The organism is Streptomyces nanhaiensis, from assembly GCF_046614825.1.
In the GTDB taxonomy this organism is placed as follows: domain Bacteria; phylum Actinomycetota; class Actinomycetes; order Streptomycetales; family Streptomycetaceae; genus Streptomyces; species Streptomyces radiopugnans.
This window is the reverse complement of the sequence record NZ_JBKJFM010000073.1, coordinates 13908-29042: the sequence shown is the minus strand read 5'-3', so window position 1 is coordinate 29042 and position 15135 is coordinate 13908. Positions and strand designations below refer to the sequence as shown.

Genomic DNA, 15135 nt, shown 5'->3' with positions numbered 1-15135 from the left:
GACAAGCGCGGCGGCCCGTTCGGCGGCGGACACGACGCCCTCACCCGCTTCACCGTCGGCCACCAGGACGTCCGCGACTGGAACACCGAGGTCGACGGCTGGGTACGGCAGCTCCTCGAACACCGCGCCGCGTACGGCGCCCCGGCACCCTACGGGCACCCAGCCCCCCACGAGGGGGGATACGCCCACAAGGACGACCACGGCCACGCTCACGGTCACGGTCACGGTGAGCACCACGACGGCCACCGCTCCGGCCCCGGCATGGGCACCGCCATCGCCGCGGGCGCGGCCGGACTCGCCGTCGGCGTCGCCGGCGGCATGATCGCGGCCGAGGTGGTCGACGAGATCGGCGACGCCTTCGAGGACGAGGACGAGGGAGGCGAGGACGAGGGCTGACCCCGAGCTCCCGGTCCGGGCCGCGGCGGCGCGGCCCGGACCCCCCGCGGCACGGGGCGGGCGGTGTCCGTGAAGCCGCCGCGCCCGGGCCCTACAGCGGGGTGGCCGCCTTCAGCAGGAGGAACAGGGTGACGGCGGAGTTCGCCGACGACAGCGCCGATACGGTCGTCCCCGCCGCGGCCGTCCAGGCAGCCAGCCCCGCCGTGGTGAACACCGGCGGCCACCGGCGCACCGTCGGCGCGGGCTCCAGCAGGGCCGCCACCCGTCGCGGCACCGGACCGGCCGCGGCGAAGTGGGCCGGTGCCGTACCCGGGGGGACGCCGCGGGAGACCAGCGCGGCCTTGCCCACCGCCCGCGCCACCGCCCGCCGGCTGCCGACCGCGATCGCCGCCTCCTCGTCCGCCCACCGCTCCGCCGTGTAGGACACCGCCGTGCGCAGCGGCCGCAGGAAGGGGTTCGCCCTCGCGGCCAGGTGCACCGCCAGCAGGAACCGGTGGTGCCGGCCGGTCAGATGCGCACGCTCGTGCGCGAACAGCGCACGCCGCTCCCCGCCCTCCAGGCACGACAGCATCGCCGTGGACACCACCACCCGGCCCCGCCGGCCCCGGTCCGCGGGCAGCGCGTACGCGTACGGCTCACCGTCGGGCAGCACCGCCACCGAGCGGCCGCGCGCGCCCTCCAGCGCCCGCACTGCCCGGCGCCGCACCCGGCGGTGCACCCACAGCGTCCGCGCGCAGGCCGCCACCACCGCCAGCAGTGCGGGGATGGCCGCCCGGCCCGCCACCTCGTCGTACGGGACCGCCTCGCGCACCTCCGGATCCGACCAGCCGTCCGGCAGTGGATTGCCCGGCAGCTGTGCGGTGCCCACCACCATCAGCAGCGCCAGGCACACCGTGCTGCACACCGCCAGCACCCCGGCCGCCGCCGACAGCAGCACCGTGGCGGTGCGCGGGTGCAGGTGCTGCTCGGCCAGGCGCGCGATCGGCCAGGCCGTCAGCGGCAACACCAGCGGCAGGAAGACGAAGACCCCCACGACCGCCTCATTCCCCCGGCTCTTCGGCCCGCTCCAGCAGCTCCCGCAGCAGCCGCTCGTCCCCCGGCGGCAGCGAGGTCACGAAACTCGCCAGCACCGCCTGACGGTCACTCTCCCCGTCCAGCACCCGCCGCATGCGCAGCGCCGCCAGCCCCGCCTCGTCCGCCGTCGGCGACCACACGAAGGAGCGTCCCGCCTTCTCCCGTACGACCGCGCCCTTGGCCAGCAGCCGGGTCAGGATGGTGATCACGGTGGTGTACGCCAACTCGCCGCCGAGCCGCTCGCGCACCCAGGCGGTGTCCACCGGCCCCGGAGCCCGGCGCAGCGCCGACAGCACCTGCACCTCCAACTCGCCCTGGCCGCGCCGGCGCGCACGAGGCCGCCCGGACTGCCCGGTCCTCTCCTGATCCACCCTGCCGTCTCCTTCCAGCCATGCCCCCGTCACCCCGGCCGGGCCGGCCGTACATCGTAGGCGAGCGGTGGCCGGATCGGCACTCGCACACCTTCTACATTGATGTAGATTCAGGACGTCCTCCGCCGACCGCCCCCGCCGGGGCGCGGACCCCGCCCCGCCTCCGGAAAGGAAGCAACGGATGTTCGGGATCAGCGAGATCGCCATCCTCATCATCGTCGCCGTCGTCGTCTTCGGCGCCAGGAGACTCCCCGAGCTGGCCCGCTCCGCGGGCCAGTCCGCCCGCATCCTCAAGAGCGAGGCCAAAGCGATGAGGTCCGAGCGCGCCTCCGGGCACCCCGCTCCGGGACCGCGCGTGATCAGGGCGGACGACGGCGGAGCGGCGCCCTCGGGCCCGGGGACCGCCCCCGGGCCCGGGACACCGCGCTGAGGGGCGGGCCGGCGCGGCGAGGGGGAGGCCGGACCACGGCAGGGCGACCGCGTACGGTTCCGCGCCGGTCCGTGCGGCCGCCTGGGGCAGCGGGGCCGCGCAGTGGCGCGATCCGCGCCCTCGCGCTGGAATCAGAACGGAAAGCGAGCTTCGCACCCATTCGGGCTTGCCTCTCAGGCAAACAACTTGCCCCGCAGACATAACCATGACTCAATGAGTGCATGGGCCAAAGAACTCCCGACGCGGGCATGGACCTGCCCGGTGTCGCGCCCCGTCTGCGCGCTCTGCGCAGACGGGGCGGTCTCACCCTGGAGGCCGCCGCCGAACGGCTCGACCTGTCCCCCGCGCACCTGTCCCGCCTGGAGACCGGACAGCGCCAGCCGTCGCTGCCGCTTCTCCTGGCCCTCGCCCGGACCTACGGGACCACGGTCGCGGACCTGCTGGGCGAGGCGCCCCCCGACAGGGATCCGGTCGTCCGGGCCGGGCAGGTGGAACCGGTCGAGGCCGGCGGCTGGGTCTACCGTCAGGCCGGCGGGTCACGGCGGGCCATGCAGGCGCTGCGTGTGCACATCCCCCCGGACACCCAGAACGACCTGGTCCGGACCCACGCCGGCGAGGAGTGGCTGTACGTCCTCACCGGCCGCCTGCGCCTCGTCCTGGGAGGGCACGAGCACCTCCTCGGCCCCGGCGACTCGGCCCACTACGACAGCCTGACCCCCCACCGGATCACCGCCGTCCCCCCGGAGGGGGCCGACCTGCTCTTCGTCCACACACTGCTGCGGAGCCACATCGGCGATCTGTGCCTGGGCGGCGGGGACCGGCCGCTCCGGCAGGGAGCCCAGCGGCACACCGACCCGTCCCGATCTCCGGAAGGTGACGTCCATGCCGAGTGAAGACACCGGCGTCGAGCGCGGCGACGGCCGCTTCCCCCGCGGGCTCGTCCTCCGCCTGTTCGCCTACATAGTCGCGGGCCACCTCTTCGCGTTCTTCCTCTACCTGCTGTTCACGCTCGGGGGAGAGTGACCCCTCCCGCCCCCTCTTCCCTGCCCCTCCCCGCGGCGGCGCCGGTGCACGGCCGTCCTCGGCCGTGCACCGGCGCCGCCGCGGGGAGGGCGGGCCCGGCCCGTCTCCTCAGGCCTTCGCCCGGTACGCCCTCATCGCCAGCGGATAGAAGAAGGCCGCTATCCCCGCCGCCCAGACCAGCGACCACATCAGCGGCCGTCCCACCTCACCGCCCAGCAGCAGACCGCGGTACGCGTCCGACAGATGGGTGACCGGATTGACGTCCGCCCATGCCTGCAGCCAGCCGGGCATGGTGTCGACGACGACGAAGGCGCTGCTGGTGAAGGTGATGGGGAAGATCAGGGTGAAGCCGAACGCCTGGACCTTCTCCGCGTCGCCCGCCAGCATGCCGATCAGCACCGCGGCCCAGGAGACCGCCGCCGCGAAGACGACGAGCAGCAGCGCGCCCGCCAGGAAGCCGCCGAAGCCGCCGGTGATGCGGAAGCCGAGCGCCAGGCCCAGGCCGATCATCAGGAGCATCGCCCACACGTGCTTGGCCAGGTCGGCGGTGATCCGGCCGATCAGCGGGGCGGAACGGGCTATCGGCAGGCTGCGCAGCCGGTCGAAGACGCCTTTGGTGAGGTCGGTGTTGAGGGCCAGCGCCGTGTAGGTGGTCATGAACAGGGTGTTCTGGACGATGATCCCCGGCAGCGCGTACGTCAGGTAGACGTCGGGCGACCCGGCCATCTGGCCGCCGAGCACATAGGTGAAGAGGAAGACGAACATGATCGGTGTGATGCTGTAGTCGACGAGCTCCAGCGGGTTGTGCTTGATCGCGACGAGGCTCCGCCACGCCATGGTGGCGGTCTGGCGCAGTCCCGCGCCCGGGCGGACCCGGCCGCCGGCCGTGACGGGGGTCTGGGCTGTCGTGGCGGTCATGACGCGCTCACCGTCCTCTCCGTGTCCCGCTCGCCGCCGCGGGCCTTCGCCGCCTCCCGCCGTCCTCCGTCCGGCCCGGCGCGGTGGCCGGTCAGCGCCAGGAAGACCTCGTCCAGCGACGAGCGGCGCAGCGTCAGCTCGCCGACCGCGATACCGGCTCCGTCCAGACCGCGGACCACCGCGGGCATCAGCTCCGGTCCGCCGACGGGCGCCGTGACCGCGTCCCCCTCGATCCTGGTCTGCGGCCCGGCCGTCCGCGCCACCAGGGAGTGCGCGGCCGCCAGGTCGCGCTCCCGCACCGGCCGCACCTGGAGCACCTGCCCGCCCACCTGCGACTTCAGCTCGTCGGGCGTGCCCTCGGCGATGATCCGGCCCTTGTCCATCACCACGATCCGGTCGGCCAGCAGATCCGCCTCGTTCAGGTACTGCGTGGTCAGCAGCGCGGTCACGCCCTCGGCGACCAGACCGCGCAGCATGTCCCACAGCTCCCCCCGGCTGCGCGGGTCGAGCCCGGTCGTCGGCTCGTCCAGGAAGAGGATGCTGGGCCGGCCCACCAGGCTCGCCGCCAGGTCCAGCCTGCGCCTCATGCCTCCCGAGAACGTCTTCACCGCGCGCCCCGAGGCGTCCGTCAGCCCGAAGCGCTCCAGCAGTTCGGCCGCCCGCGCCTTCGCCTCACGCCTCGGTATCCCCAGCAGCCGTCCGATCAGCAGCAGGTTCTCCGTACCGGTGAGGTTCTCGTCGACCGCCGCGTACTGGCCGGTCAGACCGACCAGGGAGCGCACGACCCCCGCCTCCCGCACCACGTCGTGGCCGGCGACCTCGGCCCGCCCCGCGTCCGGCTGGAGCAGGGTGGCGAAGATCCGCACGGCGGTGGTCTTGCCCGCTCCGTTCGGCCCGAGCAGCCCCAGCACCGTCCCGGTGCGGGCCGCCAGGTCCACGCCGTCCAGCGCCGGGGTGTCCTTGAAGCGTTTGGCCAGGCCCTCCGCCTGGATCGCGTACGCGCGTGCCATGGGACTCGCCTCCTCGAACCGAGGTCGCGCTCGGATGCCGCCTCCGGCCCCCGGCCCGGGAACGGCCCTATGGACAACTGTGACGCACGCCACTGACATTCGCCGCGGTGGCCTGATCGCGTAGGGTCGGCGGGATGGCGAGGTATTTCGACGTGCACCCCGACAACCCCCAGCAGCGCACCATCGGCACCGTGGTGGAGGACATCCGCTCCGGCGCGCTCGTCGCGTATCCCACGGACTCCTGCTTCGCGCTGGGGTGCCGCCTGGGCAACCGTGACGGCATCGCCCGGATCAGGTCGATCAGGAACCTCGACGACCGGCACCACTTCACGCTGGTGTGCCGGGACTTCGCGCAGATGAGCCAGTTCGTGCGCATCGACAACGACGTGTTCCGCGCGGTCAAGGCGGCGACGCCCGGCAGCTACACCTTCATCCTTCCCGCGACGAAGGAGGTGCCGCGCCAGCTCATGCACCCGAAGAAGAAGACGGTCGGGGTCCGGATCCCCGACCACGTCGTCACCCGGGCCCTGCTGGACGAACTCGGCGAGCCCCTGCTGTCCAGCACCCTGCTCCTGCCCGGCGAGGAAGAACCGCTGACGCAGGGCTGGGAGATCAAGGAGCGGCTCGACCACGTGGTCGACGCCGTGCTGGACTCGGGCGACTGCGGCACCGAGCCGACCACGGTCATCGACTTCTCCGGGGGCGAGGCGGAGATCGTACGCCGGGGGGCGGGCGACACCTCGCGGTTCGAGTAGCCGCGCCGGCGGCCGCGCACCCGCGGCCGGCGACCGCCCCGCACACACCCGACACCTCATGGAGCACCGACATGACGAGCACACCTCCGGTCACGCTGGAGGACGTCCGCGACGCCGCCGCGCAGATCGAGGGCGTCGCCCACCGCACCCCCGTGCTGCGCTCGCGCACCCTGGACTCCCTCGTCGGCGCCGAGGTCCTCCTCAAGTGCGAGAACCTCCAGCGCGTCGGGGCCTTCAAGTTCCGCGGCGCCTACAACGCCGCCTCGCGCCTGTCGCCCGAGCAACTGGCCCGCGGCATCGCCGCCTACTCCTCGGGCAACCACGCGCAGGCCGTCGCCCTGGCCGCGCGGGAGCTGGGCACCACCGCGGTGATCCTGATGCCCGAGGACACCCCGCGCTCCAAGCTGGAGGCCACCGCCGGGTACGGCGCGGAGATCGTCACCTACGACCGCTACACCGGCGACCGGGTCGCCCTCGGCGGGGCGCTGGCCGCCGAGCGCGGGCTGACGCTGATCCCGCCCTACGAGCATCCGCACATCATCGCCGGCCAGGGCACCGCCGCCCTGGAGCTGATCGAGGAGGCGGGCGAGCTCGACGCCCTGGTGGCCCCGGTCGGCGGCGGCGGGCTGATCGCCGGCAGCGCCACGGCCGCCAAGGGCCTGCTGCCCGGGATCCGGGTGATCGGCGTCGAGCCGGAGGCCGGGGACGACACCAGGCGGTCGCTGGAGGCGGGCGGGCGCGTCTCGATCCCCGTGCCGCGCACCATCGCCGACGGCCTGGCCGCGGAGACGCCCGGGGAGCTGACCTTCTCCGTCAACCGCCGGCTGGTCGACGAGATCGTCCTGGTCGACGACGGCCGGATCCGCGAGGCGATGCGGCTGGCCTTCGAACGGCTGAAAACGGTCGTCGAGCCCAGCGGCGCCGCCGCCCTGGCGGCCGTGCTCGCCGGGCTTCCGGGGCCCCTGCCGTCCCGCATAGGCGTCATCGTCTCCGGCGGCAACATCGGCGCGCGGCGCTTCGCCGAACTCCTGGGGGGCTGATCCGCGCGCGTGCACCGCCTGCGGTCCGGCGGACCTAGTGGTCCGAGTGGTCGTGACCCCCGCCCTCCGGCGGGCGCAGGGAGGCGCCCGGCACGGCGCCGGAGAACTGCCCGGCCGCGCCGTTCCTGGCTCCCTCGGGCCATACGAGCACCTGGTAGCCGACGGCCACGAGGTCGGGCACGGCCCAGGCGCTCATTTCGGTGGCACTCTCGCCGGGCGCCAGCTCGCCCTCGAATCCGCCGTCGTCGGCGGCCTTCTGGGCCATGCCGCCCACCTCGGTGCCCACCCACTGGACCTCCACGGCGTCAAGGTCGAGGGGGGTGTCGCCGTTGTTGGTGAGCCTCACGCGCAGCCCCAGCGGCTCGCTGTCGCGTCCCAGCAGCTTCTCGCGGGCCCCGGCCAGCCGCTTCCCGTCCACCGTGCCGTCCCGGACGTCCGTACGGTCCGCCGGACGCAGCCGTCCCAGTACCGTCGCCGTCGCCTCCAGGCCGTCCGGCCAGGCGAAGGTCCTCCCGGTCGGTACCGCCGACGGCCCGGCGGACGGCGCTCCGGAGGGGCGCGCCGTCGCCGAGGCGGAGGGGTCGGGGGCGGCCGACGGGGCCGGCTCACCGCCCACACCGCATCCGGTCAGGGGCAGGGATAAGGACATCAGAACCGCTGCGAGCACGGTTCGGCGCATGGGGACTCCAGCGGGCGGCCTCGGGGGACAACGGCGAGGCAGACGGTAGCGCCCCGCCCGCCGCCCCGTAAAGATCGGCGGTCCCCGCCCGCACGAGGGGGAACACGGGGGCACGAGGGGCGAGGAGCCGGCCTCGTCCGCTACGTCCGCCTCGCTCGCTACGTCCGCCCGACGGTTCCCGCGCGCGTCCTGGCCGGAGCGCCGGTGCCGGGTGCCCGGTGCCGGATGTCTCCGGACGGGGCGCCCGCCGTCACTCCTCGATCACCGCGACCGCGTCCAGGCCGACGGCGTGCAGGGTCCGCCGGACGGTCCGGTCGGCTCCGCGGACGGTCAGTGCGGCGCTCTGCGGCCGCCCGGTGGCCGCACGGATCAGGGCGTAGGCGCATGCCAGGTCGATGTGGTCGAGGTCGCCCATCTCCAGTACCACTTCCTGGGCGTCGAGCAGCCGCGGGTCCACGAGCCGCTCCTCCAGTTCGCCGAGCACTCCGGCGTCCAGCCGGCCGGAGAAGGCGAGTACGGCACGGCGGCGCCCCGCCTCGGTGATCGCCAGGGTCGGACGGCGTGCCCGTGCGGTGGGTTGCGGCTCGGATGCCACGGCGACCTCCTCCGTGTGTGGGCCGGCGGTGGTTGCGCGCTCGTGTTCGTCCTCTCCCTCCAGCCTCTCACCACTTCCCGCCGTGCCCGGCGCGCGGCGCCGGCCGGGGCGTGCGTCACCGGATCAGAGCGGCGATCTCCGCGGCGGCGTCGCGGGCGGGGCGGCCGGTGCCGATGAGGGTGGCCGAGGCGGGGCCGGTCCAGTCGCCGTAGCCGAGCAGGTGCAGGCGCGCCTCGTCCAGGGCCCGGGTGCCCTCGGTGCGGATGCGGCCGCGGGCGGTGCGCAGCCGCAGCGGTGCGAGGTGGGACAGGGCGGGGCGGAAGCCGGTGCACCAGATGACGGCGTCCGCCGCGGCCCGGGTGCCGTCGGCCCAGGCGGCGCCGTCGGCGGTGAGGCGGGCGAACATCGGCGACGCCTTGAGCAGCCCGGCGTCCCTGGCCTCGCGCACGGGCGGCACGGCGACGATGTCGCCGAGGGAGGCCACTCCGCCGGTGTCGTCGAGCCCCGCCTCCAGGGCCCGGCGGCGGGCGGTGGCCACGTCGAACAGGGCGCGGCCGTCGATGTGGTCGGGCAGGAACCTCGGCGGACGAGCCGTCACCCACGTCACCTCCACGCCGGCCAGTGCGAGATCGGCGGCGATCTGCGCGCCGGAGTTGCCGCCTCCGACCACGACGACGCGCCGGCCGGCGAACTGCCCGGGGTTCCGGTAGCCGACGGTGTGCAGTTGCCCGCCCCGGAACGCTTCCCGCCCGGGGACGGCCGGGAGGAAGGGACGCCACCAGGTGCCGGTGGCCGAGACCACTGCCCGCGCCGACCAGGCGCCGGAGTCGGTCTCCACCCGCAGCCGCTCCCCGTCGCGGTGCACGCCGTGGACGCGGACGCCGCGCCGTACGGGCAGGTCGTAGCGCTTCTCGTAGTCGGCGAGGTAGCCGATGACGTGGGCGGCGTCCGGGTAGGTCTGGCCGGGCTGCGCGGGCATGGGCCACCCGGGCAGCGAGGAGTGGGCGGCGGGCGAGAACAGGCGCAGGGACTCCCACATGCGGCGCCAGGCGCCGCCGGGGGCGTCCTGGGCGTCGAGGACGGTGAAGCCCAGGCCCTGGCGGCGCAGGTGGTAGCCGGCGGCGAGCCCTGCCTGGCCGCCGCCGACCACCACCACGTCCGTGCGCCGCGTCATGACCCCGGCTGTGCCGCGGTGAACTTCCTGCGCCAGGCGAGGGAGACGTAGACCAGCGCGATGAGGACCGGGACCTCGATCAGCGGGCCGACGACGCCGGACAGGGCCTGGCCGGAGGTGACGCCGAAGGTGGCGATGGCGACCGCGATGGCCAGTTCGAAGTTGTTGCCCGCGGCGGTGAACGCCAGGGTGGCGGTGCGGTCGTAGGCCAGGCCGATGGCCTTGCCCAGGGCGAAGGTGCCGAACCACATCAGGGCGAAGTACACCAGCAGCGGCAGGGCGATGCGGGCGACGTCCCACGGCTGGGAGGTGATCGTCTCCCCCTGGAGGGCGAAGAGGACGACGATGGTGAACAGCAGCCCGTACAGCGCCCAGGGGCCGATGCGCGGCAGGAACTTCTGCTCGTAGGCCGTGCGGCCCATCTTCCGCTCGCCCAGGCGGCGGGTGAGGTAGCCGGCGGCCAGCGGGATGCCGAGGAAGATGACGACGTTGGCGGCGATCTCCCACATGGAGATGTCCAGGGCCGCTCCGTCGCCCAGGCCGAGCCAGCCGGGCAGCAGGTCGAGGTAGAACCAGCCGAGCAGGCCGAAGGCCAGGACCTGGAAGACGGAGTTCAGCGCCACCAGGACGGCGGCGGCCTCGCGGTCGCCGCAGGCCAGGTCGTTCCAGATGATGACCATGGCGATGCAGCGGGCGAGCCCGACGATGATCAGTCCGGTGCGGTACTCGGGCAGGTCGGGCAGGAAGATCCAGGCCAGGGCGAACATCACGGCCGGGCCGACGATCCAGTTGATCACCAGGGAGGAGGCCATGAGGCGGCGGTCGCCGGTGACGGCGTCGAGCCGGTCGTAGCGGACCTTGGCCAGCACCGGGTACATCATGATCAGCAGGCCCAGGGCGATGGGCAGCGAGATGCCGCCCACCTCGACCTTGCTCAGGATGCCGTTCAGGCCGGGGATCAGCCTCCCCAGGCCCAGGCCGGCGGCCATGGCGAGCAGGATCCACACCGCCAGGAACCGGTCCAGGGTGGAGAGGCGGGCGACGATGCCGCCGCCTTCGGGAGGGCCGGCCGGTCTGGTGGTCTCTTCGGCGGTGGTCACGGGCAGGCCCTTCTGGTCTCGGCGGCGCGGGTGGTGCGGGCGGTGCGGGCCAGCTCCGTGAAGGAGCGGCCCAGGTGCTCGATGACGTCCGGGCGCAGCCGGTAGTAGGTGTACCGGCCGCACGGTTCGGTCTCCACCACCCCGGCCTCGCGCAGGACGCGCAGGTGGTTGGAGAGGTTGGTCTGCTTGGCCCCGGTCTCGGCCACCAGGTGGGTGGTGCACAGGGTCTCGGTGGCCAGCAGGGTCACGATGCGCATCCTGAGCGGATCGGCGAGCACCCGGATCAGGTCAGTATCGACTGACGTCAGCATGGACTGATACTGTCACATCAGCCGGGGGTGATGCCACCCGGTCCCCCGACGAGCCGAAGGAAGACCCCGCATGCCCGACAAGCCGTCCGTGCTGTTCGTCTGCGTCCACAACGCCGGCCGCTCCCAGATGGCCGCCGCCTGGCTGACTCACCTGGCCGGCGACCGGATCGAGGTCCGCTCCGCCGGGTCCGCACCGGCCGACCAGGTCAACCCGGCCGCGGTCGAGGCCATGCGGGAGGCCGGCATCGACATGTCGGCCGAGGTGCCCAAGGTGCTGACCGTCGAGGCCGTCCGGGCGTCCGACTACGTCATCACCATGGGCTGCGGCGACACCTGCCCGGTCTTCCCCGGCAAGAAGTACCTGGACTGGAAGCTGGAGGACCCGGCCGGGCAGGGCGTGGAGGCCGTGCGCCCCATCCGCGACGAGATCCGCGCCCGGATCGAGAACCTGATCGCCGAGATCGACGCGCTCTGAGGCCGCCGCGGTCCACGGCCGAGGGCCGGTACCCCCGCGGGAGGTACCGGCCCTCGGTCCACGCGTCCGCCGGGAGCGCGGCGCACGCCGCCGGCGCCGCCGGTACGGCCGTGCCCGCGTCAGCGGCTCCGGCGGACGGATCGTCCGCCGCCGATCCCCGCCACGTGGAGAGCCAGCGAGCCCAGTCCCAGGAGCATGAGGTTGGTCGACGAGAAGAGTTCGTTCGTCGCCAGCTCCGCGACGTTGACCAGGAATGCGAGGAAGAACAGCACCGCCGCCACTATGCCGAGCATGAGGCCTCCCTTGTCCGTGTGGTGTCAACCGTCTGCCCCGTGGGACCAGCCGGACACCGGCCCTTCAACCTTCGCGGCCCACAACGCCCCTGACCGTCCGTACGCCGGACCGCGGCGGTCGTGCGGGGCCCGGCTCAGGGCGTCGGCACCACCCCGGACGATTCCCTGCGGCGTACGTCCGCCGCGGCCTCGTGCCACAACGGGGCCCGCTCCCGGATCTGCCTGAGCATGACCCCCTCGCGCAGCCCCCACGGGGAGAGCGTGACGGTCTCGATCTCCATGCACCGCATGGCCGTGTGCGCTATCACCGCTCCGGCCAGGGACTGCCGGGCGCGGGCGGCGGAGATGCCGGGCAACTGCGCGCGGGCGGCCGCGGGCAGGGAGGCCAGCCGCTCCACGGCCGCCTTGAGGTCCCGGCGCTCGATGCGGCGCGTGACGAAGGGCCCCAGCTTCCCCGGAGGGGCCCCGCACAGGCGGGCCAGCTGCTGGAAGGTGCGCGAGACGGCCACGGCGGTACGGGGGCGCTCCCAGTGGATCCGGACCGCCACGTCCCGCAGTTCGTGGCGTACACGGCGTCTGAGCTCCCTGACCGCGCCGGCCGGCGGAGGGTCCGCCTCTCCGAAGTACTCGCGCGTCATCCGCCCCGCGCCCAGCGGAAGCGAGGCCACGAAACCGGGCGTCCGGTCCCGGCCGAAGGCCACCTCCAGCGAGCCGCCGCCGATGTCCAGCAGCACCATCGGGCCGGCCTGCCAGCCCATCCACTGCCGGGCCGCCAGGAACGACAACTCCCCTTCCGTCACACCCGACATGACGTACAGGGGCACCCCCGTCCCGCTGTGCACGGCCTCCAGGACCTGGTGGCGGTTGGGCGCGTCCCGGATGACCGCGGTGGCGAAGGCGAAGGGCTGCTCCACCCCCCAGCGGGCGGACTCCTCCCTCACCTCGGCGACCGCGGCCACCACGGCGTCCACCGCCCGCTCGCCGAGCCGTCCGTCCGGCTCCACGTACTCGGCCAGCCTCAGGCGCCGCTTGGCCGTGTGCACCGGCAGCGGTATGTCACCGCCGCAATCGGCCACCACGAGCCGCACCGTCTTGGATCCCACGTCCACAACCGCCAAACGCATGGAGGGCTCGTGCCCCCCGGCGCCGCGCAACATGCCATCGCCCGCCGGGCACAGGCACGGACCGGCCATCTCCAGCCGGTGCCGCGGGGCCGCGCCATTGCCCCGGCCCGCCGGGGGTAGAAGACAGGCTGTGAGCAGGGAGGTGGGCCGTCGTGTGCGAGTCGTCGCTGCGGGCCGTGGGATGGGCGCGGTCACTGCCGGTTTCCAGCGGGGTGAAGGCCGCGCGGGAGTGGGCGCGCGGTCATCTGGAGTCGCTGGGGTGGACGGAATCCGCACCGGAGACGGTGGACGCGGTGCTGCTGACCGTCTCGGAGCTGGTGACCAACGCGCACGTGCACGCGCACAGCGCCGCCCAGTTGGTGCTGACGTGGGACAACCGCTGCCTGCACGTGAGCGTGCACGACTCCTCCGCCGACCTCCCCGCGCCCCGCTCCCCCAGCACCGAGCGGACGTCGGGACGCGGCATGTTCCTGGTCGACGCCCTGGCCGACGAGTGGGAGGCCCGCCCCTGCGCGGACGGCAAGACCGTCACCGCCTGCTTCCGCCCGTCCGGGCGGCCCGCCGGGTGAATACCGCGGCCCCGGCGGGCCCCGCGGACGGGAGCTGTCAGTCCAGCGCCAGCACCGCCGAGAGGGCACTGCGCAGCGCCGCCTCCGGGTCCGGGACCGGCCCGGCCGAACGCCACGCCACGAACCCGTCGGGGCGCACCAGTACCGCGCCGCCGGGCTCCGTGCCGTGGACCCGCGCCCAGTCCGCGCCGTCCTCGGGTACGAGGTCGGCGTCCGCCCCGGCGCCGATCCGGTAAGCAACCAGCGGCACCGACAGCTTCTCGGCGACCCGGCCGGCCGCCTCGTGCCATCCGGCCGCCGCACCGGCTCCGGCCAGGAGGACCGGGGAGCGCTCGTACAGGTCCAGGGTGGAGATCCGCTCCCCTTCGCGGCGCAGCCACATGTGGGGCGCCCGGCTGCCCGGTTCGCCCGTCAGCCGCAACTCCCCGGGGACGGGCGGCGCCTGGGGGTCGGCGCCCACGACGGCGCCGCGCGGATAGCGGTAGCCCAGGACCACGCCGAGGATGCCGCCCGCGCGTCCGCCGCCCGCCCCGGGCACGGGAACGTAGCCGGGGTGGCTGTGCTCCACGGAGCGCGCCGAGGCGCGCTCGCTGGTGGCCCGCGCCACGGGGCGGCGCTCGGTGTCGTACGTCTCCAGCAGTCCCGGACCCGCCCAGCCGCCGAGTACGGCGGCCAGCTTCCAGGCCAGGTTGTGCGCGTCCTGGATGCCGGTGTTGGAGCCGAAAGCGCCGGTGGGGGGCATCTCGTGGGCCGAGTCGCCGGCCAGGAGGACCCGGCCGACCGCGTACCGCCGCGCGACCCGCTCCGCCGCGTGCCACGGGGCCCTGCCGGTGATCTCCACGTCGAGGTCCGCGACGCCGACCGCTCGGCGGATGTGCTGCGCGCACCGCTCGTCGGTGAACTCCTCCAGCGTCTCGCCCCGTTCGGGGTGCCAGGGGGCGTGGAAGACCCACCGCTCCCGGTTGTCGACCGGCAGCAGGGCCCCGTCGGCGCCCGGGGTGGTCAGGTAGCAGACGATGAAGCGGCGCTCGCCCACCACCTCGGCGAGCCGGCGGGAGCGGAAGGTGACGCTGACGTTGTGGAACAGGTCGCCCGCTCCGCTGTGGCCGATGCCGAGGCTCTCGCGCACCGGGCTGCGCGGGCCGTCCGCCGCCACCAGGTAGTCGGCGCGGACCGTGGTGCGCTCCCCGGTGTCCCGGTTCACGACCACGGCCGTGACTCCCTCCGGGTCGGGGTCGAACGACGTCAGCTCGGTGGAGAAGCGCAGGTCGCCGCCGAGATCCCGGGCGTGCTCCAGCAGGACCGGCTCCAGGTCGTTCTGGCTGCACAGACACCATGAGCTGGGGCTGAACCGGGCCAGCCCGCCGCCCGGATCGATCTCCCGGAACAGCCACTCGCCCGCCTCCCCGACCAGGGTGGGCGTCTGCAGGATCCCGTGGTTGCCGGCCAGGACCGACGCCGCCCGCCTGATCGCCGGCTCGGCGCCCGCGACCCGGAACAGCTCCATCGTCCGTACGTTGTTGCCGCGTCCGCGCGGGTGGATCGAGGTTCCCGCGTGCCGTTCCACCAGGGTGTGCCGCACCCCGAGGCGGCCCAGGAACAGCGAGGCGGACAGACCCGTCAGGGAACCGCCGACGATGAGGACCGGGACCCTGAGGTCGGCTTCTCGGCTCATCACTCTCCTCCAGCTCATCGTGTCCGCCGGCGCGCGCCTGTGCGGCCGGGCTGGAGATCAATGCCCCGGTCCGGAAGGCGATGCCCACACTTCACCCGGTTGATCATCATTGCTTGCGGTACC

At 74.1% G+C, this 15135-nt stretch carries 19 protein-coding genes and 1 pseudogene; 8 read left to right on the top strand and 12 right to left on the bottom strand.

What is annotated here, in order from left to right:
* Window positions 1-396 (top strand): annotated as a pseudogene (locus tag ACLIYP_RS17160) (sporulation protein); the annotation flags it as partial.
* A 91-nt stretch (window positions 397-487) separates the two neighbouring features.
* On the opposite strand, the gene ACLIYP_RS17155 reads toward ACLIYP_RS17160, so the two are convergent.
* Window positions 488-1429: a M56 family metallopeptidase gene (locus ACLIYP_RS17155; RefSeq protein WP_412714008.1), complete on the bottom strand. Its 942-nt coding sequence runs from the start codon at window positions 1427-1429 to the stop codon at window positions 488-490.
* Window positions 1430-1436: 7 nt separating this feature from the next.
* Window positions 1437-1841 carry a BlaI/MecI/CopY family transcriptional regulator gene (locus ACLIYP_RS17150; protein WP_412714007.1) on the bottom strand — a complete coding sequence of 135 codons (405 nt, stop codon included), beginning with the start codon at window positions 1839-1841 and terminating at the stop codon, window positions 1437-1439.
* A gap of 181 nt (window positions 1842-2022) precedes the next feature.
* On the opposite strand from ACLIYP_RS17150, the gene ACLIYP_RS17145 reads away from it, so the two are divergent.
* The 3 genes from ACLIYP_RS17145 (at window position 2023) to ACLIYP_RS17135 (ending at window position 3294) form a co-directional block, all read left to right on the top strand.
* Entirely contained in the window at window positions 2023-2271 is a 249-nt protein-coding gene (locus ACLIYP_RS17145) for a twin-arginine translocase TatA/TatE family subunit (RefSeq protein ID WP_412714006.1), read from the top strand.
* A 221-nt stretch (window positions 2272-2492) separates the two neighbouring features.
* Window positions 2493-3164 (top strand): helix-turn-helix domain-containing protein, encoded by a 672-nt coding sequence (locus tag ACLIYP_RS17140; RefSeq protein ID WP_412714005.1) that lies wholly within the window; start codon window positions 2493-2495, stop codon window positions 3162-3164.
* Window positions 3154-3294 (top strand): DUF6126 family protein, encoded by a 141-nt coding sequence (locus tag ACLIYP_RS17135; RefSeq protein WP_177213957.1) that lies wholly within the window; start codon window positions 3154-3156, stop codon window positions 3292-3294. Before ACLIYP_RS17140 ends, ACLIYP_RS17135 begins: the two co-directional genes overlap by 11 nt.
* A 108-nt stretch (window positions 3295-3402) precedes the next feature.
* On the opposite strand, the gene ACLIYP_RS17130 is transcribed toward ACLIYP_RS17135, so the two are convergent.
* Complete coding sequence (locus ACLIYP_RS17130; protein ID WP_412714004.1) at window positions 3403-4212, bottom strand: ABC transporter permease; 810 nt, start codon at window positions 4210-4212, stop codon at window positions 3403-3405.
* Window positions 4209-5222 carry an ATP-binding cassette domain-containing protein gene (locus tag ACLIYP_RS17125; protein ID WP_412714003.1) on the bottom strand — a complete coding sequence of 338 codons (1014 nt, stop codon included), beginning with the start codon at window positions 5220-5222 and terminating at the stop codon, window positions 4209-4211. The genes ACLIYP_RS17130 and ACLIYP_RS17125 overlap by 4 nt, the downstream gene beginning before the upstream one ends.
* Before the next feature lie 134 nt (window positions 5223-5356).
* Between ACLIYP_RS17125 and ACLIYP_RS17120 the strand changes: the two genes are divergently transcribed.
* Both ACLIYP_RS17120 and ACLIYP_RS17115 read left to right on the top strand, forming a co-directional pair.
* Entirely contained in the window at window positions 5357-5977 is a 621-nt protein-coding gene (locus ACLIYP_RS17120; RefSeq protein WP_412714002.1) for an L-threonylcarbamoyladenylate synthase, read from the top strand.
* A 71-nt stretch (window positions 5978-6048) separates the two neighbouring features.
* Window positions 6049-7017 (top strand): pyridoxal-phosphate dependent enzyme, encoded by a 969-nt coding sequence (locus ACLIYP_RS17115; protein ID WP_412714001.1) that lies wholly within the window; start codon window positions 6049-6051, stop codon window positions 7015-7017.
* A 34-nt stretch (window positions 7018-7051) separates the two neighbouring features.
* On the opposite strand, the gene ACLIYP_RS17110 is transcribed toward ACLIYP_RS17115, so the two are convergent.
* The 5 genes from ACLIYP_RS17110 to ACLIYP_RS17090 all read right to left on the bottom strand — a co-directional run bounded on the left by ACLIYP_RS17110 (window position 7052) and on the right by ACLIYP_RS17090 (window position 10876).
* On the bottom strand, window positions 7052-7696 hold the full coding sequence (locus ACLIYP_RS17110) for a hypothetical protein (protein WP_412714000.1): 645 nt from the start codon (window positions 7694-7696) through the stop codon (window positions 7052-7054).
* Between the two features lie 250 nt (window positions 7697-7946).
* Window positions 7947-8291, bottom strand: coding sequence for an STAS domain-containing protein (locus tag ACLIYP_RS17105; protein ID WP_412713999.1), 345 nt, complete (start codon window positions 8289-8291; stop codon window positions 7947-7949).
* Between the two features lie 115 nt (window positions 8292-8406).
* Window positions 8407-9465 carry an ArsO family NAD(P)H-dependent flavin-containing monooxygenase gene (locus tag ACLIYP_RS17100; RefSeq protein ID WP_412713998.1) on the bottom strand — a complete coding sequence of 353 codons (1059 nt, stop codon included), beginning with the start codon at window positions 9463-9465 and terminating at the stop codon, window positions 8407-8409.
* Window positions 9462-10565, bottom strand: coding sequence for an ACR3 family arsenite efflux transporter (gene arsB, locus ACLIYP_RS17095; RefSeq protein ID WP_412713997.1), 1104 nt, complete (start codon window positions 10563-10565; stop codon window positions 9462-9464). The genes ACLIYP_RS17100 and arsB overlap by 4 nt, the downstream gene beginning before the upstream one ends.
* Complete coding sequence (locus tag ACLIYP_RS17090) at window positions 10562-10876, bottom strand: ArsR/SmtB family transcription factor (RefSeq protein ID WP_093658086.1); 315 nt, start codon at window positions 10874-10876, stop codon at window positions 10562-10564. Before ACLIYP_RS17090 ends, arsB begins: the two co-directional genes overlap by 4 nt.
* Before the next feature lie 70 nt (window positions 10877-10946).
* On the opposite strand from ACLIYP_RS17090, the gene ACLIYP_RS17085 reads away from it, so the two are divergent.
* Entirely contained in the window at window positions 10947-11351 is a 405-nt protein-coding gene (locus tag ACLIYP_RS17085; protein WP_412713996.1) for an arsenate reductase ArsC, read from the top strand.
* Between the two features lie 119 nt (window positions 11352-11470).
* Here ACLIYP_RS17085 and ACLIYP_RS17080 read toward each other — a convergent pair whose 3' ends face one another.
* Window positions 11471-11644, bottom strand: a complete 174-nt coding sequence (locus ACLIYP_RS17080; protein WP_412713995.1) for a hypothetical protein — start codon at window positions 11642-11644, stop codon at window positions 11471-11473.
* A gap of 134 nt (window positions 11645-11778) precedes the next feature.
* Window positions 11779-12768, bottom strand: a complete 990-nt coding sequence (locus ACLIYP_RS17075) for a Ppx/GppA family phosphatase (protein WP_412713994.1) — start codon at window positions 12766-12768, stop codon at window positions 11779-11781.
* Window positions 12769-12920: 152 nt separating this feature from the next.
* Between ACLIYP_RS17075 and ACLIYP_RS17070 the strand changes: the two genes are divergently transcribed.
* On the top strand, window positions 12921-13337 hold the full coding sequence (locus tag ACLIYP_RS17070; protein ID WP_412713993.1) for an ATP-binding protein: 417 nt from the start codon (window positions 12921-12923) through the stop codon (window positions 13335-13337).
* 37 nt (window positions 13338-13374) lie between these two features.
* On the opposite strand, the gene ACLIYP_RS17065 is transcribed toward ACLIYP_RS17070, so the two are convergent.
* Window positions 13375-15012, bottom strand: a complete 1638-nt coding sequence (locus ACLIYP_RS17065; protein WP_412713992.1) for an FAD-dependent oxidoreductase — start codon at window positions 15010-15012, stop codon at window positions 13375-13377.
* Window positions 15013-15135: the final 123 nt, after the last annotated feature.